21 protein-coding genes are annotated in these 26,870 nt (G+C 51.5%); 10 read left to right on the top strand and 11 right to left on the bottom strand.

What is annotated here, in order from left to right:
• Window positions 1-12: 12 nt before the first annotated feature.
• The 6 genes from hyaB to puuD form a co-directional block, all read right to left on the bottom strand.
• Window positions 13-1,806 (bottom strand): Ni/Fe-hydrogenase large subunit, encoded by a 1,794-nt coding sequence (gene hyaB, locus GFC06_RS22795; protein WP_131405643.1) that lies wholly within the window; start codon window positions 1,804-1,806, stop codon window positions 13-15.
• Window positions 1,803-2,930: a hydrogenase 1 small subunit gene (gene hyaA / locus GFC06_RS22790; RefSeq protein ID WP_046276297.1), complete on the bottom strand. Its 1,128-nt coding sequence runs from the start codon at window positions 2,928-2,930 to the stop codon at window positions 1,803-1,805. The genes hyaB and hyaA overlap by 4 nt, the downstream gene beginning before the upstream one ends.
• A 207-nt stretch (window positions 2,931-3,137) precedes the next feature.
• The gene (locus GFC06_RS22785; protein ID WP_153690693.1) at window positions 3,138-4,418 is read right to left on the bottom strand and encodes an NAD(P)/FAD-dependent oxidoreductase; all 1,281 of its coding nucleotides are present in this window, start codon (window positions 4,416-4,418) and stop codon (window positions 3,138-3,140) included.
• A gap of 2 nt (window positions 4,419-4,420) precedes the next feature.
• Window positions 4,421-5,908 carry an aldehyde dehydrogenase PuuC gene (puuC, locus tag GFC06_RS22780; RefSeq protein WP_153690692.1) on the bottom strand — a complete coding sequence of 496 codons (1,488 nt, stop codon included), beginning with the start codon at window positions 5,906-5,908 and terminating at the stop codon, window positions 4,421-4,423.
• 138 nt (window positions 5,909-6,046) lie between these two features.
• Window positions 6,047-6,604, bottom strand: coding sequence for an HTH-type transcriptional regulator PuuR (gene puuR / locus GFC06_RS22775; protein ID WP_016151913.1), 558 nt, complete (start codon window positions 6,602-6,604; stop codon window positions 6,047-6,049).
• Between the two features lie 25 nt (window positions 6,605-6,629).
• A complete protein-coding gene (gene puuD, locus GFC06_RS22770) occupies window positions 6,630-7,394 on the bottom strand; it encodes a gamma-glutamyl-gamma-aminobutyrate hydrolase (RefSeq protein ID WP_016151914.1) in 765 nt (254 codons plus the stop codon).
• A gap of 211 nt (window positions 7,395-7,605) precedes the next feature.
• Here puuD and GFC06_RS22765 point away from each other — a divergent pair, with 211 nt between their 5' ends.
• The 3 genes from GFC06_RS22765 to GFC06_RS22755 all read left to right on the top strand — a co-directional run bounded on the left by GFC06_RS22765 (window position 7,606) and on the right by GFC06_RS22755 (window position 11,528).
• The gene (locus GFC06_RS22765) at window positions 7,606-9,024 is read left to right on the top strand and encodes a glutamine synthetase family protein (protein WP_046276299.1); all 1,419 of its coding nucleotides are present in this window, start codon (window positions 7,606-7,608) and stop codon (window positions 9,022-9,024) included.
• A gap of 386 nt (window positions 9,025-9,410) precedes the next feature.
• Window positions 9,411-10,799, top strand: a complete 1,389-nt coding sequence (locus tag GFC06_RS22760) for an APC family permease (RefSeq protein WP_016151916.1) — start codon at window positions 9,411-9,413, stop codon at window positions 10,797-10,799.
• Between the two features lie 165 nt (window positions 10,800-10,964).
• On the top strand, window positions 10,965-11,528 hold the full coding sequence (locus GFC06_RS22755) for a DJ-1/PfpI family protein (protein WP_016151930.1): 564 nt from the start codon (window positions 10,965-10,967) through the stop codon (window positions 11,526-11,528).
• 49 nt (window positions 11,529-11,577) lie between these two features.
• Here the strand turns inward: GFC06_RS22755 and GFC06_RS22750 are convergent, their stop codons facing one another.
• Together GFC06_RS22750 and GFC06_RS22745 are read right to left on the bottom strand one after the other, a co-directional pair.
• The gene (locus tag GFC06_RS22750; RefSeq protein ID WP_047498301.1) at window positions 11,578-12,324 is read right to left on the bottom strand and encodes an SAM-dependent methyltransferase; all 747 of its coding nucleotides are present in this window, start codon (window positions 12,322-12,324) and stop codon (window positions 11,578-11,580) included.
• An 11-nt stretch (window positions 12,325-12,335) separates the two neighbouring features.
• Window positions 12,336-12,593: a YjhX family toxin gene (locus tag GFC06_RS22745; RefSeq protein ID WP_016151932.1), complete on the bottom strand. Its 258-nt coding sequence runs from the start codon at window positions 12,591-12,593 to the stop codon at window positions 12,336-12,338.
• A 1,312-nt stretch (window positions 12,594-13,905) separates the two neighbouring features.
• On the opposite strand from GFC06_RS22745, the gene pepT reads away from it, so the two are divergent.
• The 7 genes from pepT to foxA all read left to right on the top strand — a co-directional run bounded on the left by pepT (window position 13,906) and on the right by foxA (window position 23,291).
• Window positions 13,906-15,162, top strand: coding sequence for a peptidase T (pepT, locus tag GFC06_RS22740; protein WP_153690691.1), 1,257 nt, complete (start codon window positions 13,906-13,908; stop codon window positions 15,160-15,162).
• Window positions 15,159-16,520: a C4-dicarboxylate transporter DcuC gene (dcuC, locus tag GFC06_RS22735; protein ID WP_153690690.1), complete on the top strand. Its 1,362-nt coding sequence runs from the start codon at window positions 15,159-15,161 to the stop codon at window positions 16,518-16,520. The genes pepT and dcuC overlap by 4 nt, the downstream gene beginning before the upstream one ends.
• 527 nt (window positions 16,521-17,047) lie before the next feature.
• Entirely contained in the window at window positions 17,048-17,683 is a 636-nt protein-coding gene (locus tag GFC06_RS22730) for a DUF2913 family protein (RefSeq protein ID WP_016151935.1), read from the top strand.
• 91 nt (window positions 17,684-17,774) lie between these two features.
• Window positions 17,775-18,014, top strand: a complete 240-nt coding sequence (locus GFC06_RS22725; protein ID WP_016151936.1) for a hypothetical protein — start codon at window positions 17,775-17,777, stop codon at window positions 18,012-18,014.
• 208 nt (window positions 18,015-18,222) lie between these two features.
• The gene (locus tag GFC06_RS22720; protein WP_153690689.1) at window positions 18,223-19,791 is read left to right on the top strand and encodes a methyl-accepting chemotaxis protein; all 1,569 of its coding nucleotides are present in this window, start codon (window positions 18,223-18,225) and stop codon (window positions 19,789-19,791) included.
• Window positions 19,792-20,077: 286 nt separating this feature from the next.
• Window positions 20,078-21,061 (top strand): helix-turn-helix transcriptional regulator, encoded by a 984-nt coding sequence (locus GFC06_RS22715; RefSeq protein WP_032931274.1) that lies wholly within the window; start codon window positions 20,078-20,080, stop codon window positions 21,059-21,061.
• Window positions 21,062-21,182: 121 nt separating this feature from the next.
• Window positions 21,183-23,291: a ferrioxamine B receptor FoxA gene (foxA, locus tag GFC06_RS22710; RefSeq protein WP_153690688.1), complete on the top strand. Its 2,109-nt coding sequence runs from the start codon at window positions 21,183-21,185 to the stop codon at window positions 23,289-23,291.
• Between the two features lie 106 nt (window positions 23,292-23,397).
• On the opposite strand, the gene GFC06_RS22705 is transcribed toward foxA, so the two are convergent.
• The 3 genes from GFC06_RS22705 to GFC06_RS22695 all read right to left on the bottom strand — a co-directional run bounded on the left by GFC06_RS22705 (window position 23,398) and on the right by GFC06_RS22695 (window position 26,794).
• On the bottom strand, window positions 23,398-23,907 hold the full coding sequence (locus GFC06_RS22705; RefSeq protein ID WP_223307927.1) for a hypothetical protein: 510 nt from the start codon (window positions 23,905-23,907) through the stop codon (window positions 23,398-23,400).
• Between the two features lie 184 nt (window positions 23,908-24,091).
• Complete coding sequence (locus GFC06_RS22700) at window positions 24,092-25,186, bottom strand: 4Fe-4S binding protein (protein WP_104651284.1); 1,095 nt, start codon at window positions 25,184-25,186, stop codon at window positions 24,092-24,094.
• Window positions 25,187-25,405: 219 nt separating this feature from the next.
• Window positions 25,406-26,794, bottom strand: a complete 1,389-nt coding sequence (locus tag GFC06_RS22695) for a diguanylate cyclase (RefSeq protein ID WP_016151942.1) — start codon at window positions 26,792-26,794, stop codon at window positions 25,406-25,408.
• Window positions 26,795-26,870: the final 76 nt, after the last annotated feature.

Raw genomic sequence — 26,870 nt, 5'->3', positions numbered from 1 at the left:
GTTCCTTAACGCTTAGCGAACCTGGACTGCGATAAGTTCGTTGCCGTCGTCGCCGAGGACGTGGGTTGAACATGCCAGGCAGGGGTCGAAGCTGTGCAAGGTGCGCAGGATCTCCAGCGGTTGATCCGGTATCGCCATTTGGGTGCCCATCAACGCCGCCTCGTAGGCACCAATTTGCCCCTTCGGATCGCGCGGGCTGGCATTCCAGGTGGTCGGCACTACGCACTGATACACGTCGATCTTCTGGTCGCGAATCGACGCCCAGTGACCGAGTGCTCCGCGCGGCGCCTCGGTGAAACCGATCCCACGGCACTGCTGCGGCCAGCTTGCAGGCTCCCATTTTTCGGTATTCGCCGTAGCCAGATTGCCGTTTTTCAGGTTGGTCATCAGCTTGTCGAAGAAATATTGCAGCTTGCTCACGGCCCACTGCGCCTCGTGCGCGCGGCACAAAATACGCCCCAGCGTCGACTGCATACCCGACAGCGGCAGTTTGAGTGCGGACATCATGCGATCGACGGATTCAATCGTGGCGGCATCCCCTTTGTGATAGGCAATCAGCGTACGCGCCAACGGTCCAACTTCCATGGCGTGTCCGCGCCAGCGCGGGGCTTTAATCCACGAGTAGCGTTCCTGTTCGTTGAGCTGCTGGATATCGGTATCGCTGCCTTTGACATCGCCGGGGTTGTACCAGGGTTCAGTAATCCCCTCGAACGGGTGACGACCTAATTGATCGTCCGGATAACGGTACCAGGCATGATCGACAAACTCCTGAATTTGCTGCTGATCGGCCAGATCCACCGGCATGACGTTGTTAAAATCACCGTTAATGACCGCGCCGCCAGGCATCAACAGGCTCTTCGCGCTGAAGTCGTTGGCAATATCCGGGAACGCGCCGTAGCTTAAGACGCACTTATCAGACAGCCCGGTGCCAATCTGGCTCCAGGGTTTGTTGAACTGGCCGATAGCCAGCGCGTCAGGAACCATGACGTTGTTGATGAAGTCGGCGGTGCGGGTGATGATCGACTGTACCAGGTTAAGACGTTCCATATCGACCGCGCCAACCGCGCCGCTCTGATCGATATTGATAGCGCATGGCATGCCGCCGACAATCCAGTTAGGATGCGGATTCTTGCCGCCAAACACCGTATGGATTTTGATAATCTCGCGCTGAAAATCGAGCGCTTCCAGATAATGGGCAAAGCCCATCAGGTTAGCCTCTGGCGACAGTTTGTACTGCGGATGTCCCCAATAACCGTTGCGGAAAATCCCCAGCTGACCGCCATCGACAAATTTCTTCAGGCGGTTTTGTACGTCAAAGAAGTAGCCCGGGGAGGACATAGGCCAGGCAGAAAGGCTTTGTGCCAACTGCGAGGTTGCGCGCGGGTCGGCTTTCAGGGCATTCAGAACGTCAATCCAGTCCATTCCGGCTAGCTGGTAAAAGTGGACCAGGTGGTCGTGGCACCACAGCGTCGCCAGCATAATATTGCGAATGATGTTGGCGTTATCGGGCACCTTGATGCCAATGGCATCTTCAATGGCATAGACCGATGCGAGCGCATGTACGCCAGTGCACACCCCGCAAATTCGTTCGACAAACGCCCAGGCATCGCGCGGGTCGCGCCCTTGCAGAATAATTTCCAGTCCACGGAACATGGTGCCGCAGGACACAGCGTTGGTGATGATGTTTTGCTCATCAATGTTCACCTCACAACGCATATGCCCTTCAATGCGCGTAATGGGGTCGACAACCAGGCGGCGGCCGGCATTATTGACCGTATATCCCTGGGTTTGATACGAATTGCTCATGCCTGTTTATCCTCATTGTCTGGCGACTGTTGTCCGGCGTCGGCTAATTGCTGTTTGTGACGGTTATGTTGATTGACGGCGCTGGCGACTGCGTGGACACCGACGCTGGCGGCCACCACGCCAAGCGCGGTGAGGCCCACGGTATCGGCGGTTGAATGCGTCCCCATCTGCGGGATATCGACCACGCGGCTGTAGAACGAACCGCGATCCCAGAAGCCATTCTCCGAACATCCCAGACACCCATGACCGGACTGGATGGGGAAAGAAACGCCGCCGTTCCAGCGGGTGGTGGAGCAGGCGTTATAAGTGGTAGGCCCTTTGCAGCCCATTTTGTACAGACAATAGCCTTTTCGGGCAGCGTCATCGTCCCAACTCTCAACGAACTCCCCGGCGTCAAAGTGGGCGCGGCGGTAGCATTTGTCGTGAATACGCTGACCATAGAACATCAGCGGACGCCCCAAACGATCGAGTTCAGGCAGACGATCAAACGTCACCATATAGGTAATGATGGCGCTCATGACATCCGGAATCGGCGGGCAGCCGGGCACTTTCACGATTGGTTTATCGGTGATCACCTTATCGATCGGCGTTGCCTGGGTTGGATTAGGCCGGGCGGCCTGCACGCAGCCCCAGGAGGCACAGGTTCCCCAGGCGATAATCGCGCTGGCGCCTGCCGCAGCTCTTTTTAGCTTTTCAATAAACGGTCGCCCGCCGCTGATGCAGAACATTCCTTGTTCACCCAGCGGAGGATTGCCCTCGACGGCCAGAATGTATCGGCCGTGGTAGCGGCTCAGAATGTCTTCAAATACCTCTTCGGCCTGCGTTCCGGCGGCGGCCATCAGGGTGTCGTCGTAATCAAGAGAAATCAGGGAGAGGATGACGTCTTTGGCGAGTGGGTGAGAGGAGCGGATAAATGATTCGGTGCAACAGGTGCATTCCAGCCCGTGGATCCAGACGACCGGGATCCGGGGTTTGTTTTCCAGCGCCCAGGCTATTCTGGGCGTCATTGCGGCTCCCAGCCCAAGCGATGTTGCTGCGAGGCTGCAATATTTGAGAAAACTGCGTCGACTCACCCCTTTGCGGCGCATCGCCTGATAAAAGGTCTCCTCGTTATTCGTATTCATAACACGCGTTTCTTCCCCCGTTGAGTTCTGGCCACGTCGCCAGCGATAATCTAAAAAAGCCTATCCGATCAGCGGGGAGAAACAATGCAAAGTGTAGGGTTATGTCCTATTGCGATATTTTCGTGCCCGTTACCTGTTTTTCACTGTCCGGGAAAAAAAAACGCACAGGGGAGACCGCCCTGTGCGTCGGGTTTATTGCGGAAGAACTTAAACCCCAAGGCGATCGCGTAAGCTGTAATATGCCGCCCCCATGGCGGTAAACGGAATGCGCAGGCTGCGCCCCCCCGGGAACGGGTAGTGCGGCAGTTTGGCGAAAGCGTCAAAGCGCTCGGCATCCCCGCGCAGCAGTTCAGAAATCAGACGTCCTGCCAGGTGGGTACAGGTCACGCCGTGGCCGCTGTAGCCCTGCATATAGTAAATGTTGGTATCAAGACGGCCAAACTGCGGCATGCGAGATAGCGTTAACAGGAAATTACCGGTCCAGCGGTAATCAATTTTTACCCCCTGCAATTGCGGGAAGGTTTTCAGCAGTTTCGGCATTACCAGACGTTCAATATCCTCCGGATCGCGGGCGCCGTAGACCACGCCGCCGCCGTACAACAGGCGGTTATCGCCGGTCAGACGGTAGTAATCCAGCAGATAGTTACAATCTTCCACGCAGTAGTTTTTAGGAATCAGCGAGCGTGCCATCTCCGCAGACAACGGTTCGGTGGTTAATACCTGTGTGCCGCATGGCATGCTGCTTTTTGCCAGCGCAGGCTCCAGTTTGTCGCCGAGGTAGGCGTTGCCCGCGACGATCACAAAGCGGGCCGTAACCTGACCTTTTTCGGTGCTGACCACCGCCGGGCTGGTGTGCTGGATACGGGTGACCGGCGACTGTTCGAAGACGCGCCCGCCGTTCAGACGAATGGCGTTAGCTTCGCCAATCGCCAGGTTCAGCGGATGAATATGACCACCGCTGTGGTCGAGCAGCGCGCCGACATAACGATCGCTGCTGACTTCGCGACGAATTTCGCTGCTGTCTAACAGTTCAAGCTGCGTGTTGCCGTAGCGTTCCCAGTTCGACTTCTGCTCCTCCAGCGTTTCCATCTGCTTGTGGTTCAGAGCCACAAACAGTCCGCCGGGGCGATAGTCGCATTCGATCTGATAACGCTTGATACGTTCGCGGATGATATTACCGCCTTCAAACATCATGCTGCCAAGCATTTTGGCGGCGTCCGGGCCATAGGTGCGCTCGATGACGTCGATATCGCGACTGTAGGAGTTCACCAACTGACCGCCGTTACGTCCGCTGGCCCCAAAGCCGATACGCGCGGATTCCAGTAGCACTACGTCGTAACCCATCTCCGCTAAGTGCAGGGCGGAGGAGAGACCGGTATATCCACCGCCCACGACGCAAACATCACAGCTAACCGACTCGCTAAGGGTGGGAAACGGTTCGTACTGATTGGCGCTTGCGGTGTAATAACTGCTGGTATGTTCAGTCATGATTAAGGCTCCAGGGAGATCCAAATGGTTTTCAGTTCGCTAAATTTTTCCAGCGCATGCAGGGACTTATCGCGCCCGTTGCCGCTTTGCTTATAACCGCCGAACGGCACAGTCATATCACCGTCGTTGTAGTTATTAACGAAGACCGAACCGGCCTTCAGGCGACGACTCATGCGGTGGGCGCGCGACAGATCGCGGGTCCAGACCGCGGCCCCCAGGCCGTAGTCACTGTCGTTGGCCAGCGCCAGGGCTTCGGCTTCGCTGCTAAAACGGGTGACGACCAGTACCGGGCCGAAAATCTCATCGCGGCTGACGTGGGCTTGCGGGGCTGTATCGACAAAAATAGTCGGGCCGATAGCCGCTGGGTGTACGTGGCTGCGACCATCCAGCGCCAGCGTGCCTTGTGCTTCACCGTCGCGAATAAAACCGTGCACGGTGTCGGCATGCGCGTTGTCGATAAGCGTGCCCATCGTGGTTTCCGGATCCAGCGGGTTGCCCGGCTGCCAGTTTTTCGCCTGCTCTTTCAGCAGGGCGATGAACTCGTCGGCAATACTCTCTTCCAGTAACAGACGCGTACCGGCGATACAGACCTGACCCTGGTTATAGAAGATGCCTGCTGCAGCATTGGCGGCGGCTTTCGGCAGATCCGGGCAGTCGGCAAAAACGATGTTGGCACTTTTACCACCGGCCTCCAGCCAGACACGTTTCATATTGCTGTCGCCAGCGTCTTTGAGCAGTTGCTTGCCGGTGCGGGTCGAGCCGGTAAAGGTGATCACATCAACATCCGGATGCTGCGACAACGCCTGGCCCGCTTCGTGGCCATATCCGCTCACCACGCTGAGAACGCCATCGGGCAAACCTGCTTTTTTTGCCAACGTAGCAAGGCGAATGGCGGTCAGCGGTGATTTTTCTGAAGGTTTGAGGATCACGCTGTTGCCTGCAGCCAGTGCCGGGCCAAGTTTCCAGCAGGCCAGCAGCAGGGGAAAATTCCACGGCACGATGGCCGCAATGACGCCCACCGGCTCGCGCACAATCAGCGCCAGATCGCTCACCGAGGTGGTGGCCACTTCGCCATAGACTTTATCTATTGCTTCGGCGTACCAACGGATGGCGCGTGCCGCGCCTGGAATATCATCACGCAGGCTATGGCGAATCGGTTTACCGGTGTCGAGCGTTTCCAGTAGCGCCAGCTCCTCGTGATGCTGCTCCATTAAATCGGCGAACTTGTGCAGGACTGCCTTGCGCTCTGCGGGTGATGCTTGCGACCAGTCTCCGCGTTCAAACACGGTGCGGGCTGCGGTGACCGCGCGGTCTACATCCGCTTTTTTGCCGCGGGCGACTTTGGCGAGCGGGCGTTGTCCTGCCGGATCCTGCGTAATAAAGGTTTCGTTATCGGCGGCTGCGCAATATTCGCCGTTAATAAATAAACGGGTCTCCGGCGAATAATGGCTGGCTTTCTCACGCCAATATTTAAGATTCTGAAAGTTCATAGCTACTCCTTTTATATCAATAAGATAAAGTTCGTTGCTGATCTTTTTCAGGCAAAATCAGGCTGCACGATGCCCCAGGGATGTACCCTGTTAATGCGCGTTATTTAAGAAGGCCTGAGAAACTCAGGCCGCTACTTATTAGAAAGTGGTAGGAGTGTGGGCACTGATGATGCGGCAGATCCCTGCCGAGGTGTTGCTGAAGCTGTGTGGTATACCGGTGTTAATGGCATAACTTTGTCCTGCAACAAGATGATACGTTTGACCGTTGATGGTCAGTATCACTTCACCTTCCAGTATTGTCCCAATCTCTTCACCCTGGTGTTTAATTCTCTCCCCGGTTGTCGTACCTGGCTGATAAGTTTCAAACATCATGGCCAGCGTACGATTCGGATTTCCGTTGTGTACCAGCTTCATGGATACTCCCTGACTCCCGATCTCAATCAAATCATCTTGATTGATAACCACCTGCGGTTCGTCAGGCTTTTCCGGTTCCGCGAAGAACTCGGAGAGCGACAGCCCATAAACTTTCAATAGCTTTTGCAGCGTACTGATGGCAGGACTGACTTTATCCTGCTCTATGGTGCTGATGGCGCTATGCGTTAACCCAGACAGTTCGGCGGCACGACGCTGTGAAAGACCCAATTGCTGGCGGATCTCTGACAAACGTTTACCCGGCGCCAGGCCGTCATCGCTCATAATTGCATTTCCTTAACTGTAGTGGTCAGAGTCGCTGTTTTTCAGCGAGGTGGTTCTGACAAGCGGTGATAAAACCTTCAAGTAACAAACGCGACAGGGCGTATTCGCTACTGTTCCATTCCGGGTGCCACTGCACGCCAAGCGCGAAAGGATGGTCGTGAACGCTGGCTGCTTCCACTAATCCATCCTGCGAGCGTGCTTCCACGCGCAGTTGCGGGCCAAGGGTTTTTGCGCCCTGACCATGCAAGGAGTTAACCCAAAACGTGCTGCAACCTGGTATTAGCTGAGATAGCAATCCTCCCTGTTGAACCTGGACTTCATGAGATGGCGCATATTGCTGCTCCACCGGGAGTTCCGCATCTTCACGATGTTCCAGGAACTGTGAGTGATCGCACAGGCGACGATACAGAGTCCCGCCAGTGGCGACAACTAATTCCTGTAAGCCCCGGCAGATGGCGAAAATGGGAATGCGCCTTTCGAGCCCGGCGGTAATTAGCGCCATGCTCAGAAGATCACGCCCGGGATCGGCGTCAGACTCATCGCCATTTTCACCATAGAGGTGCGGCTGCACATTGCTTGGGCTTCCTGGCAGGAAGATTCCATCCAGTTTCGGTAACAGCGCGTTCAGTAATTCGGGTTCCGCAAGCGCATGGGGAATCGCTATCGGTAATCCACCGGCGTTTAATACTGCATTCAGGTACTTTTCTTGCAGAGTCTGGGTCTCGTGACCCTTAAGCCTGTTCCTACACATCACTACACCAATAACTGGCTTGTCAAATATATTGCCCATGATCGACCTCACGTTTTGGAATAAATTATTGCCAAACGGTTCCTTGTTATGCCATTCCGTTCATTATTTTCTCAATCTAGCAGCGGAATAACCTTCTAGCAAACTTAATTTAACATTTGACAAACAATTTGTTTGCATCCAGAGTCGAAGAGTGGACATTATATTTAACAGTCAAATCACAGAACAGCTTACAGGCCAACGGCGGTGAATCATGGAAACCAATATTGTAGAAGTTGAGAATTTTGTTCAGCATTCTGAAGAGAGACGAAGTAGCGCGTTTGCGCGTGAAGTTAAGCAGTATCTGGAGCGCTATCCCAACACGCAGTTCGTGGATGTGCTGTTAACCGACCTGAATGGTTGTTTTCGTGGTAAACGCATTCCCGTTGCGGGATTACATAAGTTAGAGAAAGGCTGCTATTTCCCGGCATCCGTTTTCGCGATGGATATTCTTGGCAATGTGGTCGAAGAGGCGGGATTAGGCCAGGAGCTTGGCGAACCGGATCGGACCTGTGTCCCGGTGCCTGGCACGTTAACGCCTTCGGCCGCCGATCCGGAATGTATTGCGCAGATGATGCTGACGATGCTGGATGAAGATGGCGCTCCCTTTGACGTTGAGCCGCGGAACGTACTTAACCGACTCTGGCAGAAACTTCGCCAGCGCGGTCTGTTCCCCGTCGTAGCGGTAGAGCTGGAGTTCTATTTACTCGATCGTAAGCGCGATCCCGAAGGTTATCTGCAGCCGCCGTGCGCGCCGGGAACGGACGATCGGAATACGCAAAGTCAGGTTTACTCGGTTGATAACCTGAACCACTTTGCTGATGTGCTGAACGATATCGATGAACTGGCCCGTTTGCAGCTGATCCCGGCTGACGGCGCGGTGGCTGAAGCCTCCCCTGGGCAGTTTGAAATCAACCTCTACCATACCGATAACGTACTCGACGCCTGCGATGACGCGCTGGCGCTGAAACGCCTGGTACGGCTGGTGGCGGAGAAACATAAGATGCATGCCACGTTTATGGCAAAACCTTATGAGGAGCATGCCGGTAGCGGAATGCATATCCACATCAGCATTATGAATAATAAAGGCGAGAACGTGTTGGCCGATGCGAATGGTGATGATTCCGCGTTACTTAAGCGTGCGCTTGCCGGGATGATTGATCTGATGCCCGCGTCAATGGCGCTGCTGGCGCCGAATGTGAACTCTTATCGCCGCTTCCAGCCGGGGATGTATGTTCCGACCCAGGCTTCCTGGGGGCACAACAACCGTACGGTGGCGCTGCGCATTCCCTGCGGCGATCGTGATAACCATCGGGTTGAATATCGTGTGGCGGGGGCTGACGCCAACCCGTATCTGGTGATGTCGACCATTCTGGCGGGGATCCTGCATGGTCTGGATAACGAGCTGCCGTTGCAGGAAGAGGTGGAAGGCAACGGCCTGGAGCAGGAAGGGCTACCGTTCCCGATCCGCCAGAGCGATGCGCTGTGGGAGTTCATGCAAAATGACAGTCTGCGTGAGTTGCTCGGGGAGCGTTTTAGCCATGTGTATCACGCCTGTAAACACGATGAACTGATCCAGTTTGAACGCCTGATTACCGACACTGAAATTGAGTGGATGCTGAAAAACGCCTGACAGGAAAGTGGCCCGGCGGCGGAATGTTTGTCGGGCCTGTCGCATTGTTTAGTCATTGAAAAAAAGAAGTCGCATCATGCGGTCTGAGCGGAGCCAGCCCGTCAATATTGCAGGATCACCTGCCATTTCCCGGATGTCGCGTAATGGAGCGGCTTGCGACAACGGGTCTTCAGATAACCGACAGAGTTTGTGACGAGGAAATGTGATGATGCCAATGTTTAAAAACCCGCCCCGCGTGAGCATCCATGGCTCCCGCAGTAAGTACGGACCGCATCTGTGCCGTGCAACATTGACGCCTTTCTTTTGGCTTTCCACCCCGACACGACCCAGGTCTGCTGTACCCACGTTTCGAACGCAGATCTGGGCCCGTGGCGGGGAGGAAAGCTATGTCGACTAATTCTTCTGTGGATCTCGCGGCCCAGCCGGGCAAAGCACAGTTGCGTAAATCCCTCAAGCTGTGGCAGGTGGTGGTGATGGGGCTGGCCTATCTCACACCGATGACGGTATTTGACACTTTTGGTATTGTTTCGGGTATCAGCAATGGCCATGTTCCGGCCTCCTATCTGCTGGCCCTGGCGGGCGTGCTGTTTACCGCCATCAGTTACGGAAAGCTGGTACGCCAGTTTCCACAAGCCGGTTCGGCCTACACCTATGCGCAAAAAGCGATCAACCCGCATGTGGGGTTTATGGTCGGCTGGTCGTCACTGCTTGATTACCTGTTCCTGCCGATGATTAACGTCCTGCTGGCGAAAATTTACCTTTCCGCGTTGTTCCCGGGCGTTGCGCCATGGATTTGGGTGGTGATGTTTGTAGCGATCCTCACCGCGGCCAATTTGAAAAGCGTAAATCTGGTGGCGAACTTCAATGCGCTGTTTGTACTGGTGCAGGTTGCGATAATCGTGGTGTTCATTGTTCTCGTGGTGCAGGGGCTGCACAAAGGCGAAGGGGTCGGGACCGTCTGGTCGCTGCAACCGTTTATCAGCCAGAATGCGCATTTGATCCCGATTATCACCGGGGCGACCATCGTCTGCTTCTCGTTTCTCGGTTTTGATGCGGTAACCACGCTCTCTGAAGAGACACCGGATGCCGCGCGTACCATTCCAAAAGCTATTTTCCTTACCGCGCTTTACGGCGGACTGATCTTCATTGCCGCCTCGTTCTTTATGCAGCTGTTCTTTCCGGATATTAGCCGATTTAAAGACCCGGACGCGGCGCTGCCGGAGATTGCGCTGTACGTCGGCGGCAAACTGTTCCAGTCTATTTTCTTGTGTACGACCTTTGTGAATACGCTGGCGTCAGGTCTGGCGTCCCATGCCAGCGTTTCGCGTCTGCTGTACGTGATGGGCCGCGATAACGTCTTCCCGGAGAAGTACTTCGGCTATGTCCATCCGAAATGGCGTACACCCGCGCTGAACGTCATTATGGTCGGGATTGTGGCACTCTCGGCCCTGTTTTTTGACCTGGTGACCGCAACGGCGTTGATTAACTTTGGCGCGCTGGTGGCCTTTACGTTCGTTAATTTGTCCGTGTTTAACCACTTCTGGCGTCGTGAAGGGCGTAAGCATACCTGGCAGGAAAAGTTGCACTACCTGGTATTGCCAATGGTCGGCGCCGCCACCGTTGCCGTACTGTGGGTGAACCTGGAGGTGACATCGCTGACGCTGGGACTGGTATGGGCTGGCGTGGGGTTGGTGTATCTCGCCTACCTGACCGGACGTTTCCGCAAGCCGCCGCCGCAGTTTGACGCCGCGAAATCTGAGCAAGCCTGGGAGTGATAGAAACTTCAGGTATTAACAACAGGGCGCGCCGTCAGGGGCAACCCCCTTCAGACGTCCGGTGACGGCGTGTCCTGCGGTATTTATTAATGTCGTGAAATGCGTGGGCTATAGTAAAGATGGCCGTTATTTCTCATCATTAATAACCGTGAGCGGGGGATGTGAATGAAGAAGATACTGATGCTGGTCGGCGATTATGTCGAAGATTATGAAACGATGGTGCCTTTTCAGGCATTGCAGATGCTGGGCCATCGTGTTGATGCCGTCTGTCCGGATAAAAGTCAGGGGGACTACGTTCAAACCGCTATTCATGATTTTGATGGGGCGCAGACCTACAGTGAAAAACCGGGTCATCGTTTTACGCTGAATGCAAATTTTGCCGAGGCGCGGGCCACCGATTACGACGCGCTGCTGATCCCCGGCGGACGTGCTCCGGAATATCTCCGGCTGAATCCGGATGTTATTAAGCTGGTGCAAGATTTCAACGCTGCCGGTAAGCCTATCGCCGCGGTCTGTCATGGACCTCAGCTATTAGCGGCGGCGGGGGTGTTAGAAAACCGGACCTGTAGCGCCTATCCGGCCTGTGCGCCAGAAGTTCGTCTGAGCGGCGGGCATTACGCAGATATCGGCATTGATCAAGCCCACGTGGATGGCAATCTGATTACCGCGCCTGCATGGCCCGCGCATCCGCAATGGCTGGCTAAATTTGTTGAAGTATTAATGAAGTAAGCGATGAAAAAAGTCGGTATAACCTGCCTCGTTATACCGACTGGACATATTACCTCTGTATGAGTGCGAACACCCCCCAACCAATGTACTCCCGGGTGAAGGCTACGTGGCGTGCTGGTGAACTCCTCAGTTGCTCTCTGACTTCCGGGGCAAATTCATCGTTCGGATTTGCCTCCAGCCACCGGCGCATCGTCAGCCATTTTGCCGCCTCGTATCTGTCCCAACCCTCCTGGTCAGCCAGTACCATTTCAACCACGTCATAACCGAGCAGGTCGAAAGATGAAACGAGCTCTGGCAGAGAAAGAAAATCGGTCACTGAAGTCGCGCCGCAAGCCTGGGCGATGCTCTCCGTTGCAGGCGTCTGACGCCAGTATGGTTCGCCGATGAGTATAATTCCGCCTGGTTTGAGACTTTGTTCCAGCTGTCTGACCGTTCCAGCGACGCCGCCGGCAATCCAGGTCGCACCAACGCAAGCGGCAATATCGAATTTTTCTTTGGCGATATAACCTGTTGCATCGGCATGAATAAAACGCACGTGCTCATTGACACCCAACTCTTTGGCCCGCAGGGTGGCTTGCTCACTGAACAGCCGGCTCATATCGATACCCACGCCGGAAATACCGTGATCGCGTGCCCAGGTGCACAACATCTCACCCGAACCGCTGCCGAGGTCCAGAATGCGTGTTCCTGGTGCCATCCGTAAAACCTGGCCTAACGTGGCGTATTTCTGTGCGGTGAACGGATTATGAATGCGGTGTGCGCTTTCGCTGATGGTAAAAATCTTCGGGATATCCATCTCTCTTTCCTTTAGCGATTATCAAGTTGGGCGCGAACGTTGTTCAGGCCGGTCGTATTAATACGGTAGGGCTGACCATTGACGGATTTGATCAGTTTCTTGGTTCTGAGCTTTTTGAACACCTCGAGCGTGCAGTCGCAGAGCAGCAACCCTTCACGGCTATAGCATTCGACGGAAGTGACGCGGCCAGAGGCATCGCGGACGTGAGCAATACGGCCACCTTTGGCGAGAACGTGTAAGGTACGTTGTTCCTGACGGGATAAATTCATACTGGAAAACCTGTTTAATCATCATGTGCAAAACGTGCAAACACACAGCGGTGTCCGCATTCGAATTCGGCGCATTGATAACCAGTCCGGCCTGAAAAGGTCGGGAAGCTGATTATCAGATGATTACATTCTCCAGCATCAAAGCCTCGGGTTGAGTTGAAAGGTATTTACATGCTGAATCATACCTGCAAGAAACAGTAGGGGAACCTCCTTATAGTGGAAGTGTGATCTGTAACGAAAAATTGTATTTCTTTTATTTAATGACTTTTTAATTCTCGTTATGTAAATCGCATTTATTCATTAAATTAATTTAATGTTTCAGCGTCGCCAGAAACGCTATCGGTAGCCATACAGCATTGCTTTTTTATCACCTCATTGATTAGTATGGTTTACTCTTTTTGCTGGTTAATTTTGTTCTTTGATAAATGATCCTTTATCATAATTGTGGTTTTAAATGAAATTTGCAATTTAATGTTTTTAAGAATTTTCTTAACGTGGCTAAGTGTGTATACTCGGTCCTGCAAGAAGCGCTTCTGTTATCATTAAAACTATAAGTATGTCCTTAACACCCGTATTACCTCTGCCCTGAATCTCTTCTCGGGGGAGAGGTTTTTTTTGCCTGCATATTATTTGGCTTATCGTCATAAATAGAAATTTTAATATTATCGTTATTGATATTCAACATTATTGGTTACGACGATTTAGCTCTACTGACCTCTACGGCAATATTGAAATAGTATCAGCCTGAATCTATTTCATAGTGAATAGTATAATTCTGGCTATGTTTATGTGGGTATTATATAGCTTTCCTTATAACTGCCTTTTTTTCAGCGCGATAGAAGTTTTTTGCTTTTGAGGTAATTGTGATTTTGTTCACGGATTTTAGTGCGCGAAGTGGCTATTTGTAGAGAGGTGCAAACGGTTGCATGTTGCTGATACAGTATTCGTTCATTAAAAAAATATCGCGATGGTATGTCTTATGCCAGTACAGAGTACAGGAATCTAAATGATTTCTATTATCTCATAGGTATAGGGATGCCGTTTATGACTTCTGTTAGCTTAACACCATGGGAAATAGCAGTAAAAATAGACAGGGAATATGATTTTATCAATCAGAAAGGAGTTTTTTAATCGCAGGTATAATCACTGGCCTTTTTATCTTCCTTTATATAAATCGTTGTCGTAATGCCCATAAAATCAGCGTTCTGGGATGAGCGCTGATTTTATTTGGTTCTCAGATTATTTACTCCACGCTGCATGCAGAACACCTCTCGCAGTACCTCATAAATGATACATTAAAGGATCTCCTGGAATGGATATTGTTGAACGCTTTATTAACTACACGAAAATCAATACCACGACATCAAGGGAAAATGGCGCTAATGGGATAATGCCTTCTTCTCCTGGTCAAATGGAACTGGCAAAACTGCTTGCAGCAGAACTTGAAGCATTAGGAATGGAAAACATTGAGGTCAGGGATACCGCTATAGTGACGGCAACCTTACCTGCAAATACCGATGACATGATCCCGGTGGTCTCTTTTTTTGGTCATCTGGATACCAGTGCGGAACAGACGGCAGACACCAAAGCACAACGCCTGCATTATCACGGCGGGGATTTATGCCTGAACAAAGAGCTGAATATTTACCTGCGCGAAAGTGAATTTCCGGAACTGAAAAATTATATCGGTGATGACCTACTGGTGACCGACGGGACCAGTCTGTTGGGCGCTGATGATAAAGCAGCCATCGCCGCGATTATGAATGCTCTTGAGTATCTGGTCGCACACCCGGAAATAAAACATGGGCCGGTAAAAGTGGGTTTTGTCCCGGATGAGGAACAGGGCTTGCGTGGCGCAAAAGCGTTTGATGTTGCCGCGTTTGGTGCTGATTTTGGCTATACCCTGGATTGCTGCGGTATCGGTGAGTTTGTTTACGAGAACTGGAATGCGGGCGATGCGGAAATCATCTTTACCGGCCAGTCCGCACACCCGATGTCGGCCAAAGGTAAGTTAAAGAATTCGCTGCTGATGGCGCATAAGTTTATTGCCATGCTCCCAGGGGGAGAAGCGCCTGAATATACGGAAGGGCGCGAAGGGTATTACTGGGTAAAACAGCTACAGGGTAACAGCGCCCGCACGGTACTTAAGCTGGATATCCGCGATTTCAGTGAAGAAGGTTATAAGGCGCGTATGGCGTTTATTCGCCAGCTTGCCGTCAGCACCTGTGCCCTGTGGGGGGAAAACAGCGTGGTCTGTCATTTAGCCGATCGCTACGCGAATGTGTTGAACAGTTTGCAGGGGGATGCTCACTACCCGATTGATATTGCATTCCGCGCGTATCAGAAATGCGGCATAACGCCCGCACCTGTCGCCATGCGTGGCGGGTATGATGGCGCGGTGCTGTCGCAGAAAGGATTGCCGTGCCCGAATATTTTTACCGGTGCTCATAACTTCCATTCAATTTATGAGTATCTGCCGGTGCGTTCTCTGCAGGCCGCCAGTGATGTGGTGGTGGCGGTGATTGAGGAAACTTATACTGAGTTCGCGCAGCGGAGAGCTCAGTCATGATTCAGGTGTTAATCGCACTTCTGGTTATCGTGGTGGTCGCGCGTCTGATTCTGAAAGGTTATCGCGCTGAACCGGTGCTCTTCATTGCGGGCTTAGTCTTGATGATTTGCACCGCGTTAACCGGATGGGGTTCCGTATTACCGAAGGGGGTTGCCAGTACGGGAATTTCCTTTCTCGATCCTTTCGAGGTAATGCGCGATCTCTTCAGCACGCGCGCCGCCGATCTCGGCCTGATGATCATGGCGTTAATGGGATTTGCGCATTACATGGATCATATCGGCGCAAATGAGGCGGTCGTGCGGGTAGTAACGAAACCCTTACGGGCGCTGCGTTCACCCTATGTGCTCCTCTTTTTCTCCTACCTGCTCGCCAGCCTCCTGCAGTTGGCCATTCCTTCTGCAACCGGGCTTGCCGTGTTGCTGATGGGGACGATGTTCCCCATTATGCTGGGGTTAGGGCTCTCAGCGGCCTCGGCTGCCGGGGTCATTGCTACTTCGCTTGGCGTGGCTTACACCCCGACGGCAATCGATGCTATCAGGGGCTCTAAAGCAGTGAATATGGATGTAGTGGAATATGTTGTTTACCACCAGGGACCCGCCGCGCTGGCAACGGTTCTGGTTGTCGGCGTGTGCCATTTTTTCTGGCAGCGGCATTGCGACCGTAAAGCAGGGACGTTACCGCGGGAAATCGGTAGCGCAGAAGTGACTGATTCAGGAAAAGCCCCGGCTTTTTACGCGCTGCTCCCCATGCTTCCGATACTGATGGCAGTAGGATCATCCGAAATGTTCGTCAGGGGTATCAACCTGAATATTATCACTATTGTCCTCATTTCAATGACCATCTGTATGCTGATTGAATGGCTGCGAGTGCGTGATTTAAAGTCGGTCTGCGAAGGTTTCAGCCATTTCCTGAAAGGAATGGGCACTGCGTTTACCGGTGTGGTTGGACTGTTGGTTGCGGCAGGGGTTTTTGCTCACGGAATTAAAGTCATCGGTGCGATCGATCAGCTCATTCTGATGGCCGAACACGTGGGATTACCGCCGTTTGCCATGGCGGTAGTATTTGCGCTGGTGACGCTGGCCGCGGCGATCATTATGGGGTCGGGGAATGCGCCATTCCTCGCCTTCGTTGAGCTCATCCCGCAAATTGCCGCCAGTATGGGCGCTAACGCCGTTGCCATGATCCTGCCGATGCAGCAGGCATCGCATATGGGACGGGCCATTTCACCGGTATCCGGCGTCGTGATTGCCGTTTCCAGCGGAGCGAAAATAACCCCATTCGATGTGGTGAAGCGTACCGCCGTACCGCTGATTGTGGGGTTCGTTACTCACACTCTGATCATCGGTATTTTCTATTAACCGTTCCAGCGACAAGCCAACTTCCGGTTCATTGAATCCGGATGTTGGCTTTTTGAATTAGGCGAAATTTAAACGCGTTAATATTACTGATACCTGTATAAAAAGCCTGGCCTGCTGCTGTGAGGCTGTCTGTCGCTCAGCGGAGGATAAAATGCGATTCCATTAGGATGTTTAATGGCTGTTTAGCGTTGAAATGGGTGTTTGTCTGGGGTGTCTGGTCAAAACTATCAGGATATTTCTTCTAATCAGCAATTTTTGAAGTTTTATGATGATCATATTTTTAACAGTAGGTGGAATTGATAACCTGTGAGTATTATTAGTTTTTATCTTTATCGTATAATTCTTATTATTTATCGCTGAGCCATCCGGGCATCAATGATTAATAAGAGTGATGTGTTAAGTTTGCAATTTTATTACATAGGGATAAATTAATCTGGATCATATTTTGATGTTTTTAGTTGTAGTATTTTTTAAAATGAAATAATGCAAGATTTACATGTGATAATGATTTATTTGGGCAGGTTTAAGTGGTAAGGGATTCAGGAAAAGTTAGTACGTTACGACACCATTATCAGGATGACCTGGAAGCGTTTACCTGGAGTGCATTGGTAGCAATTGGTATCGCAATACGGGACCGTAAGATTCATTCTAAAATGTCAGAGCATCTTTTTATTATGCAATGGCTGGCCATCGCTAAAAAAAGAAAGCTCTTCTCAAGGAACGTAATCAATGAACTTCAATGGCTAATTGATGAAGGCAAGAAAAAAAGCCTCAATGCACAACTTAAATTTAAAATAGAATATCTATACTCGACTTCGAGTGGCGATGTATCGATGCAGAACGACTATTTTAAGTTTACTCATACGATTGAGGTGTTGAGAAATAATGGCTGGGAAAGCTTTCTGCTTACGCCAGAGAAATGGCGAGATCTGCATGAAAAGATTAAGGTAAGAGAAGGTAATTTTATTTTTATGGATGACACTCGGCTGCAGGCGTGTTTTGGCGTGCAGGGTGAGATTGTCAAACCCTTCTGTATCCGGGTATATGGCGATGTTGAGTTTGCAAAGTTAACGTTCATTAAACATAACCTTCCGGCTGAATTTGTAAAGCACGTTTCAAATGAGTTTTATCACTTCCATTTTCTTCTGGTAAGTAATGCTTAACTGACGATGTGAACAATGTGCTGTTAATGCAAAGAATAGATTGATCAACTTGTAAATTTATCGGATAGAAACCACGCGCCAAGGACAGCGAATGTTTACTCGAAAGTTAGTGATTGCCAACGAATGGATAAGGTTGTCTGATATTCCAGACAGTGTGTCCATTTCTTTTCGGGGCGTTCTCGAGATAACTGAAAGTACAGGTGTGCCAGACGCCAGCACGCCGTTGTTACGTTTAGAAAATGAAATGGCACCGATCACCGTCGATTCGTTGTCCTGGGTGCGGGTGCCTGTCGATAGTCAGAAAGACATTACCGTTTATATCCATAAATAATATTAATATTGAATAGTTTTGGCCTTATTTTTGCCAATGTTAGAGGGCTGCTGTTTATCGCAGTATGTCCCCCTGAGTAATTAATTTACTACCTGAGAATGAATGCGGAAACTTTCTAATAATTAATCATTTTACAGGTTAAGGTATTGCGTGATGTGTCGATAACAATTAAGTCGTAGAGGATTTTTATTGTTATGGAGATGTTTAAATGTTAAAGAATATGAGAATTAAAACCAGCCTGTTATTATTGCTGTTGTTATTTACCTTCATGCAGTTCTTTTCCAATGGGTTTGAGTTGGTTGATCTCAAAGGAAATCAAAAAAATACGTTATTACTACATAACATCATTAAGGAGCAGGATACCCTGCATAAGGTCGTTGAGGCTGTTTATAAGGTCAGAAGCGTTCGTGATAATATTCAACAACATAATGCGACCGATGCCCGACAGACAGTGAATCAAATGCAAGATCAGATGGCGTATGCCAGAAAACAGTTCGATATTTTCTGGGGTATTCCTGGATTGACGGCTGACGATCCGCAAATCGGTAAAGTCATCAGAACGGCTTTTGAGCAACAAATGAATGCTGAGCAAAAGTCTATTGATACATTAAATCAGATGCTTTCCAGCAACAGTATTATTAATGCACAAGAAAATGCGAATGCGGAACTGCTCGCGGCTCGCAAAAATTTCGATAACGAAGTGACGAATTATTACAAATCAACAATGCTGATTGGTGAGAAGATCGTTGCACAAACACACGTTCAGTTTAATACCTCGATCCTGAAAGTATCCGTGATCCTGGTCATTACGGTACTTATCTTCTTTATCTGTAATTTCTGGTTGAACCGGACCATCATTCAGCCTTTAAAAATCGTTTCTGAACATTTTGCGCGGATTGGTAAGGGCGATCTCAGCCATCCTGTTAAGGTATCGGGTAACAATGAAATCGGCGTACTGTGCTTAAATTTGCATAATATGCAAAAAGGCCTGCGGGAGACTGTCAGCACTATTCGCGATGGCGTTGAGTCTATTAATATCGGTATGCAGGAAATTGCTTCCGGTAATTCCGATTTATCAACCAGAACGGAACAGCAGGCTGCGGCAGTCGTTGAAACGGCGGCCAGTATGGAACAGATTTCAGTCACAACAAAAAATAATACTGATAAGTCACATCAGGCATCCGTCATGACCAGCGAAAGCACGGAAATGGCATTGCGTGGCGAGCGTTTAATGAGTGATATGGTTGAGAAAATTCACCTGATCAGCCGTAATGCGCAAGGCGTGAACGAAATATCCAATGTTATTGATAGTATTGCTTTTCAAACCAATATCCTGGCATTAAACGCGGCGGTGGAAGCTGCACGCGCTGGTGAGTCCGGGCGTGGGTTTGCCGTTGTGGCGAGTGAAGTCCGAACGCTTGCCCAGCGCAGCGCCTCCTCGGCGAAAGAAATCAGTGAACTGGTTGCCAAAGCGGCAATTAGCGTTAAGGAAGGGGTAGAGATAGCCGAAAACAGTGGCGCCATGATGGCGGATATTGCGAAGGCAATACGCAACATTAATGTCTTAATGGAAGATATCTCTGGAGCCTCAGGGGAACAGAGTCGCGGCATCGAACAGATCCGGGTTGCGGTAACGCAAATGGAGCAAGTGACTCAGCAAAACGCCTCGCTGGTTGAGGAGATAGCCGCCACGACAGGCAGTGTGGAAGAGCAGTCGGCAATGCTATCCCAGGCTGTGGCGGTGTTCCAGGTGGAGGAAAACCAGCCTTCAGCATAATAAATAGAGTACAAACTCGGCGGGTATCGAGGTGCGTTTGACGTGCCCGTTTATGACAGTGAGAAAGGTTGAGCTGCACACGGCTCACAGACCGCAGTTCATCAGGTGTCAATGTTGCCTGATGAGCTGCGTGAGAAAAATATCGGGAATGACGTTCTCCAACGCGATTTGAAATCGCATACGTCATGTTGATAATAATTCTCATTATTATTGTTGTGTTGTACAGGTAATGGTAATGTTGCTTCAGTTATCAACCGTTAATCCCATTTCCTGTGCAGAAGACAGCATGAACAACACCACCGCCCTGAATACGTCCAGACGCGTAGCCCGCACCTTCTCCGTCAGCGAGTTTATGGATTTTGGTGAGCGTTACGGGATCGATTACCGCTTTCCCCTGCTGGCGCAAAAGCCGGATTTGTCGTCTTGCAGCCCCGTTCTGCAGGGGGAGGTTGAGGAGATGACGCTCCCCTGCGGGATGTGTGTCACGCACTCTGATGTGCAGGTGCTACAACCCTACGAAACCACCTCCCGCCACAGCAGTCCTCTGTATATGCTGGTGGTTCTGGAAGGCTGCGTCATCCTGACGCTCAACGGGCAGGAGCATGTGGTACGTTCCGGGATGGCGTTTAGCTCACGCCTGAGCGAGCATCAGACGATGCGTGCCCGCCATCATGCTGACTGCAAACTGCGCACGTTATCGCTCGGTCTGTATCCCGACGGCGCGTGGCGCACGGGGTTGCTCGAATCGTTGATGCGTGAGTGGGAAAGATGCGAAACGCCGACGCTTATCTGGCAGGTGCCGGGGTTTTTACTCAGCGGCCTGCAGTATGCGCAGCGGAGCACGATCGGTCATGTATCTCGCCAACTGATGCTGGAAGGGCTGATATTACAACTGTTCGGCCATGGCCTCAGCGTGTGTCAGGTTGAGAGTGGCAAGCGGCTTGCGGCAAGCGGTGAACAGCAGCGGCTGGAGGTCGTTCGTCGTCTGCTGGAGCAGAGTCCCGAGAATGACTACACCCTCAATGCCCTGGCCCAACGCGCGGCGATGAGCCCCAGCAGCCTGCGCAGCAAGTTCCGTGCGGCCTATGGCTGTTCCGTCTTTGACTACCTGCGTGATTGCCGTCTGGAACGCGCGCGCGGCTATTTACTGGAAGGATACAGCGTACAGCAGGCGGCCTGGATGTCGGGTTATCAACATGCTACCAACTTCTCCACCGCATTTCGGCGTCGTTACGGCTTTTCGCCTGGCGATGTGCTCAAACTTTGCTAATCCATTTTTACGTTTTTCGCACGTGCCTTCCCGACAATTTGGCACTGCGCATAGGCAACCTGGCATCCTGCATAGCTATCTCTGTTAGCAAAAAGGTAATAATTCTCACTTACAATTAGACATGCCTTTGGAGATATTCATGTTCGCGAAGACTCGGTTGGCGCTAGTGGTGGGATGGGTGACCGGTAGCGTGGCTTTTCCTCTGCTGGCGCAGGAAACAACAAAAAACGATACGGTGGTTGTCACCTCGCAAATGCAAAGCGGGGCCACGAAGCTCGCCACGCCGGATCTTGAAACGCCTCAGTCGGTATCGATCATTACCCGTGAACAGTTTGAAGAGCAGGGCGCCACCAGCGTGCGCCAGGCCGTAAGCTATACGCCGGGGGTGTACAGCAATCAGATTGGTGCCTCCAACCGCTTTGACTATATTGTGCTGCGTGGTTTCTCGGATGGTAGCCTGGACAACGTCTATCTCGATGGCCTGAAGATGATGGGGGACACCAACTCACACAGCTCGCTGGTGGTCGATCCGTGGTTCCTCGAAGATATCGAAGTGGTACGCGGCCCGGCTTCCGTACTGTATGGCCGTTCTTCTCCGGGCGGTATTGTCGCGCTGACATCACGTAAGCCGTCGTTTGATGCCGGCGGAGAAGTGAAACTGTTTGCTGGCAACAATAACCAGCGCGGCGCGGCGTTTGACGTCACTGGGGCGCTGGATGATAACGATCGCGTGGCGGCACGACTGAGTGGAATGACGCGTTACGCGGACTCGCAGTTTGGCCCATTGAAGGAAGAACGTTATGCGCTGATGCCCAGCCTGACCTGGCGCATCACCGACCAGACGCGTCTGGATCTGATGGCTTATCTGCACCGTGACCCGGAAGGCGGAAGCCACTCCGGTCTGCCGTATGACGGCACCGTGGTTCCACATTACGGGCAAAAGATCTCCAACACCTTTTACGAAGGCGAGGATGATTACGACAAATACGATCGCCGTGAAAACATGGTGGGCTACAACGTTGAGCACCTGTTTGATAACGGCTGGTCGGTGCGGCAAAAACTGCGCTACCTGCATACCGACGTTGAGCTGAATCAGGTGTATGCGGCAGGCTGGCTGAATGAAACCGAGCTTAACCGCGGCTACTCCGGCTCCGATGAAAAAATGTCAGCGATTACGCTGGATAACCAACTCGACGGCAGCTTTGATACCTGGCAGGTCAACCACCGTGTGCTGGTGGGGATCGACTATCAGAATCGCAGCAACAATACCACCGGTTACTACGGTGCATTCCCGCCGATTGACGCCTTTAACCCGGTATACGGCGCGCAGCCTGATTACATCAACATGTATGCGCGTGAGAAGCACAAGCTGCGCCAGACAGGCTACTATTTGCAGGATCAGATGTCATGGGATCGCTGGCGTATTACGCTCGGCGGTCGCTACGATCAGGTGAGCGTTTCTAACATTGATAAGATCAACGATACCCGCAGCGATCTGGACAAAAACAACTTCAGCACCCGTGCTGCGCTGCTCTATTTGTTCGATAACGGCTTTGCGCCGTATGTGAGTTATTCCACCGCCTTTACGCCAACCAGCTTTGCCGATGAGAACGGCAATCTGCTGGAGCCGATGAAAGGCAAGCAGTGGGAAGCCGGGCTGAAATATGAGCCGGAAGGACTCAACAGTCAGTTCAGCGCGTCGGTATTCCGTATCAATCAGACGAATATCGCCACCAAAGAAGAGCCGACCGATCCGTACCGCTCGATTGGGGAAATTGAGTCTGAAGGGGTGGAGCTGGAGGCCATTAGCCAACTGACGGAGAGCTTCCGTCTGCAGGCGGCGTATACCTATACCGACATTCGCTATAAGAAAAGCAGCCCGGAAGAGCAGGGTAAGCGTGCAGTGTACGCGCCGCGTAACCAGGCCAGTACCTGGCTGAGCTACGATGTGAAAAGCGGTCCGCTGGATGGCCTGACGCTGGGCTCAGGCGTACGTTATGTCAACGGTATTGCCAGCGATCGCCTGAATACTCACACTCTGCCGTCCTACACGCTGGTGGATATGGCAATTGGCTACGACTTAACGAATATCGGTATTAAAGGGTTGAGCGCTCAGTTGAACGTCAACAACCTGACCGACAAGCGCTACGTTGCAGCTTGTAATTCGCTCTCATACTGCTACTTCGGTGCCGAGCGCAGCATTGTCGGCAGCGTTTCATGGAAGTTCTGAGTATCGTTTTTTAGCCGGATGGCGGCGCTGGCGCCTTATCAAGCCTACAGTTGCGTGCAAAGTGTAGGCCTGATAAGCGCAGCGCCATCAGGCTGGGGGATTGCGGTTATTGTGTAAAACCGTTTTGCATACAAATCTGCGCGCTGGTTCTCAGGGTAAAGGCGACTTTGTCTGGGTACTGGCTGTAATAGTTATGCTCTTCTTCCAACCCTTTCGCCTGCGCCAGACGTACCGTTTCCAGCGAGCAGGTACGGTAGATCAGGTCTTTATTCATATTGGTCTGCTTTTCACGCTGCTTATCTGCGGACAGCGCCAGCCAGCTCTCGGACAGCGAGTAATCGTAGACCACCCGGTTTCCTTTCGCCTGCACATTTTCAATGGTAATGAATTCGTCGATTTTCAGTCTTGGTTGCCCACGCATTTTTTTCTTATCTTCTGCGGCGGCATATTGGGCCAGCGCATTAATATCCATGCCTGCTATTTTCTGTTTATAGATATCGACATAAGCGGCGGGCTGCTGATAACGCTGAGCGTAAGCGTTTCTTAATTCTCCATCGCTCACCGTACAACCCGCCAGAAACAGAGGTAAAAGCAGCGCCAGTTTTATTTTAGTCATGATGTTATCCCGTTCATTATTGTGATCCCAGTCGCCCATAACATAATAGAAAAAATGATTACGGGTGATATTTAAGGTTGTATAAACGGGGGCACGATGACACAAGTGCAATAGTCTTAAAATGGCGTTACAGGCAGGAAACCCTGCCAGAATTGGCAGGGGTTTTGAACATACTGGTAAAGCATTAATGGCCGATCATTTTTGCTTTCGGGATCAGCTGGAAATACAGGTGATCCGGCACCGGCGTATCCCAGACATTGGCATAAACCGCGTAACCAATGGTGGCAAACAGAATCCCCAGCACCAGTATTGTCATGGCAATACCCGACAGTGCCGTTTGTCGCCATAACGCTTTACCGCTGCCTTTTGCACCCGGCGGTGTCTGCAGGGAAAAGCTCAGCGTTGAAGCCACCGGACAGGATTCAACACAGGTCATGCAGCCAGTGCATTCCACAGTACGCACCTGAATCAGTCTGTCGACCGGGATTTTCGATGGGCAATTTTTCGCGCATTTCCCGCAATCAATGCAACTGTCGGCGTTGCGGCGGATTTTAAACGGCGAGAACAGCGAGAACAGACCAAGCAGTGCGCCGTAAGGACACAGATAACGACACCAGGCGTTGCGAATAAACAGGCTCAGGAGGCTGATAACCACCACGGAGATGAGCGTGGCGGAGCCAATATGGCGAAAGAAATCGAGCATCTTCACATCGATGATGATTCCATAGGCTGACGTCAGAAAGTACTGAATCCCCTGGGCGGGCATCGACAGGGCGATATACAAGAAAAACCCCAGCAGCAGATACTTCAGGCTGAGCAGCGGGATATCCAGCCAGCGCGGCAGCGTAAAGTTACGACCGAATAATTTTCTCCCCAGATTACCGAGCAGTTCGGAAAGCGTCCCCACTGGGCATAACCATGAACAGAAAGCTTTTTTTAACAACAGGCTAATCAGGATAAACGCAACGAACAGCAGCATAGAGGCGGCATGGATGGGCGGAAGAAAACCGGTCTCTAGCGTATAGCGGAAATTCATCAAACCCGCTATCGGCAGCCATCCCTCAATACCGCCGGGCCTTGGAATATAAACGCTGGTGCCGGCGGTTTCGAAATAGCGGACCCAATACCAGAACGCCACGCCAATATAAATATTGATAGCCAGCAGGAGAAACTGGGTGGCTTTTCGCCAGCTGCTGGCGTTGCGCCAGTCATTCCACGGCAGTTTGCCCCCGGTCGTGCCTGGGCGGCGCTGCCAGCGCGTTCTCATCTTCCCGTTCATGGTTTTATAGTATCCCTCATATTTCCCCTTCTGCATTCAGAAGGCGTCATCACCGGGATATGCTAGCGCTATTCAGATTTGGTGTATTTGATTTGCATCTTATTACGCGGCTGTTATTTTCTTCATGCCAATATGCCTGAAAAATAATAACAGCCCGATATTTATCACAGGTCAGATAAATACCCTGAACGGGGTATTTATTTCTCTGCAGGGCAACGGTTATTCCTGATAAACCTCAACGCGGTCGCGGCCATTACTTTTCGCCAGATAAAGTGCGCGATCGGCTTTATCAACCAACTGTTTATAGTCGGGATGATAGTCATATTCGGCAATACCAATACTGACGGTAATAGAAAACGTTTCTGTCGCTGAGGCTGCCATGCGCATCTCGGCAATTTTCATACGCAGCGTTTCCAGAATAATACTGGCCTGTGTTTCATCTGACTCGACGAGCAGAATCATAAATTCTTCGCCACCGTAGCGGAACACGTAATCGCTGCTGCGGATATGATCGTAAATGACCGCCGCGACGTTTTTGAGCGTCAGATCGCCAGTATTATGCCCGAAGTTATCGTTAATTTGCTTGAAGTAGTCGATATCCAGCATCGCCAGGGTAAAAGGCTTACGCGTATGTAACGCCAGCGAGATCTCGCGCCGCATGATGGTCGGAATAAAGCGGCGATTAAGCAACTGGGTCAGCGAATCTTTACCATTTTCCTGCTTAACCAGCGCGTCGAACATTGAGGCGAGCAGGAAATGGATTTTTGCCGATAGCTGGCGTACATCCTGCAATAAGCTCATCCGCTCGGGTTCTGTCGGCTGATGCTGATGCGACAGGGTTGTTGTCAGACGACTGTCGATCTCTGCAATCAGTGATTCCATCTTATTCAGCAGATTGCTGTTGCCGAGGATATGTTTTCCCTTATGTGATAACCACATACCGAAGTCAGAATTCGCCAGAAACACCATCTCACCGAAAGGCATTCCGGTGGCGATGTTATAAATAAACTGGTTTTCCCAGTCGGTAAACGAACGGATTTGCCGCTCGCGCTCGACGTTAACGTCATCGTAAATAGTCTGTAGACGGTACTGCTCCTGCGTGTGCATAGAGTTTTGAAAACTGGGGGAATAGGAGACCGTCATGGCCTCCAGCGCAGTATCCATTGCCAGACTGCTGAAACAGATAGCATCGCTCAGCAAGGCGGGAGTGGAATCCGCCTTTGTTTTTAACACCCTGTACAGCTCATCTTTCAGCTTGCGCGCGCCGCGGTTTACCAGATCGATGGGCAGGCCGATACGGGCATGCACCACACCAATTTTGCGCTGTTTGGCCAGCAGTTGTGAGAGATCTTCGTGGGCGCTGCCAAGTACGCTGCGCAGCCAGTCAAACATGCTGCCGCTGAGGCGGGTACTGACCTGTTCTGTATTGAGGAACAATGCGCTCTCCGCATGGGAGAGCATATAGTCATAAAAAACGGTTACTAAATGGCGGATCTCTTCATCGCTTAACGATGTCAGGAGCGTGTGAACTTCAGGTGATGTTTGACGTAACAGCGCCTGCCATTCTGTAAGGAGTAATGTGTCGTTTACCGGTTCAACCTGTTCCATCTTACTGCCACTCAACGTGCGATTAAAAATTCAGGCGGTATTACGGACAATTACCTCACGATGGTCAAGTTAAACT

This window comes from Citrobacter braakii (genome assembly GCF_009648935.1).
Classification (GTDB): Bacteria; Pseudomonadota; Gammaproteobacteria; order Enterobacterales; family Enterobacteriaceae; genus Citrobacter; species Citrobacter braakii.
Note: the sequence above shows the minus strand (reverse complement) of the source record. Positions and strands in the feature narration are given on the sequence as shown.

What these genes read in the sequence shown, in the direction of transcription:
- GFC06_RS22760 (WP_016151916.1), top strand. Translation starts at nt 9,411, where the DNA reads ATGTCGACTAATTCTTCTGTGGATCTCGCGGCCCAGCCGGGCAAAGCA.
- puuD (WP_016151914.1), bottom strand. Translation starts at nt 7,394, where the DNA reads ATGGGCAATATATTTGACAAGCCAGTTATTGGTGTAGTGATGTGTAGG.
- foxA (WP_153690688.1), top strand. Translation starts at nt 21,183, where the DNA reads ATGCCTTTGGAGATATTCATGTTCGCGAAGACTCGGTTGGCGCTAGTG.
- GFC06_RS22715 (WP_032931274.1), top strand. Translation starts at nt 20,078, where the DNA reads ATGAACAACACCACCGCCCTGAATACGTCCAGACGCGTAGCCCGCACC.
- GFC06_RS22695 (WP_016151942.1), bottom strand. Translation starts at nt 26,794, where the DNA reads ATGGAACAGGTTGAACCGGTAAACGACACATTACTCCTTACAGAATGG.
- puuC (WP_153690692.1), bottom strand. Translation starts at nt 5,908, where the DNA reads ATGAACTTTCAGAATCTTAAATATTGGCGTGAGAAAGCCAGCCATTAT.
- hyaB (WP_131405643.1), bottom strand. Translation starts at nt 1,806, where the DNA reads ATGAGCAATTCGTATCAAACCCAGGGATATACGGTCAATAATGCCGGC.
- GFC06_RS22765 (WP_046276299.1), top strand. Translation starts at nt 7,606, where the DNA reads ATGGAAACCAATATTGTAGAAGTTGAGAATTTTGTTCAGCATTCTGAA.
- GFC06_RS22755 (WP_016151930.1), top strand. Translation starts at nt 10,965, where the DNA reads ATGAAGAAGATACTGATGCTGGTCGGCGATTATGTCGAAGATTATGAA.
- GFC06_RS22745 (WP_016151932.1), bottom strand. Translation starts at nt 12,593, where the DNA reads ATGAATTTATCCCGTCAGGAACAACGTACCTTACACGTTCTCGCCAAA.
- hyaA (WP_046276297.1), bottom strand. Translation starts at nt 2,930, where the DNA reads ATGAATACGAATAACGAGGAGACCTTTTATCAGGCGATGCGCCGCAAA.
- GFC06_RS22720 (WP_153690689.1), top strand. Translation starts at nt 18,223, where the DNA reads ATGTTAAAGAATATGAGAATTAAAACCAGCCTGTTATTATTGCTGTTG.
- GFC06_RS22705 (WP_223307927.1), bottom strand. Translation starts at nt 23,907, where the DNA reads ATGACTAAAATAAAACTGGCGCTGCTTTTACCTCTGTTTCTGGCGGGT.
- pepT (WP_153690691.1), top strand. Translation starts at nt 13,906, where the DNA reads ATGGATATTGTTGAACGCTTTATTAACTACACGAAAATCAATACCACG.
- puuR (WP_016151913.1), bottom strand. Translation starts at nt 6,604, where the DNA reads ATGAGCGATGACGGCCTGGCGCCGGGTAAACGTTTGTCAGAGATCCGC.
- dcuC (WP_153690690.1), top strand. Translation starts at nt 15,159, where the DNA reads ATGATTCAGGTGTTAATCGCACTTCTGGTTATCGTGGTGGTCGCGCGT.
- GFC06_RS22750 (WP_047498301.1), bottom strand. Translation starts at nt 12,324, where the DNA reads ATGGATATCCCGAAGATTTTTACCATCAGCGAAAGCGCACACCGCATT.
- GFC06_RS22785 (WP_153690693.1), bottom strand. Translation starts at nt 4,418, where the DNA reads ATGACTGAACATACCAGCAGTTATTACACCGCAAGCGCCAATCAGTAC.
- GFC06_RS22725 (WP_016151936.1), top strand. Translation starts at nt 17,775, where the DNA reads ATGTTTACTCGAAAGTTAGTGATTGCCAACGAATGGATAAGGTTGTCT.
- GFC06_RS22700 (WP_104651284.1), bottom strand. Translation starts at nt 25,186, where the DNA reads ATGAACGGGAAGATGAGAACGCGCTGGCAGCGCCGCCCAGGCACGACC.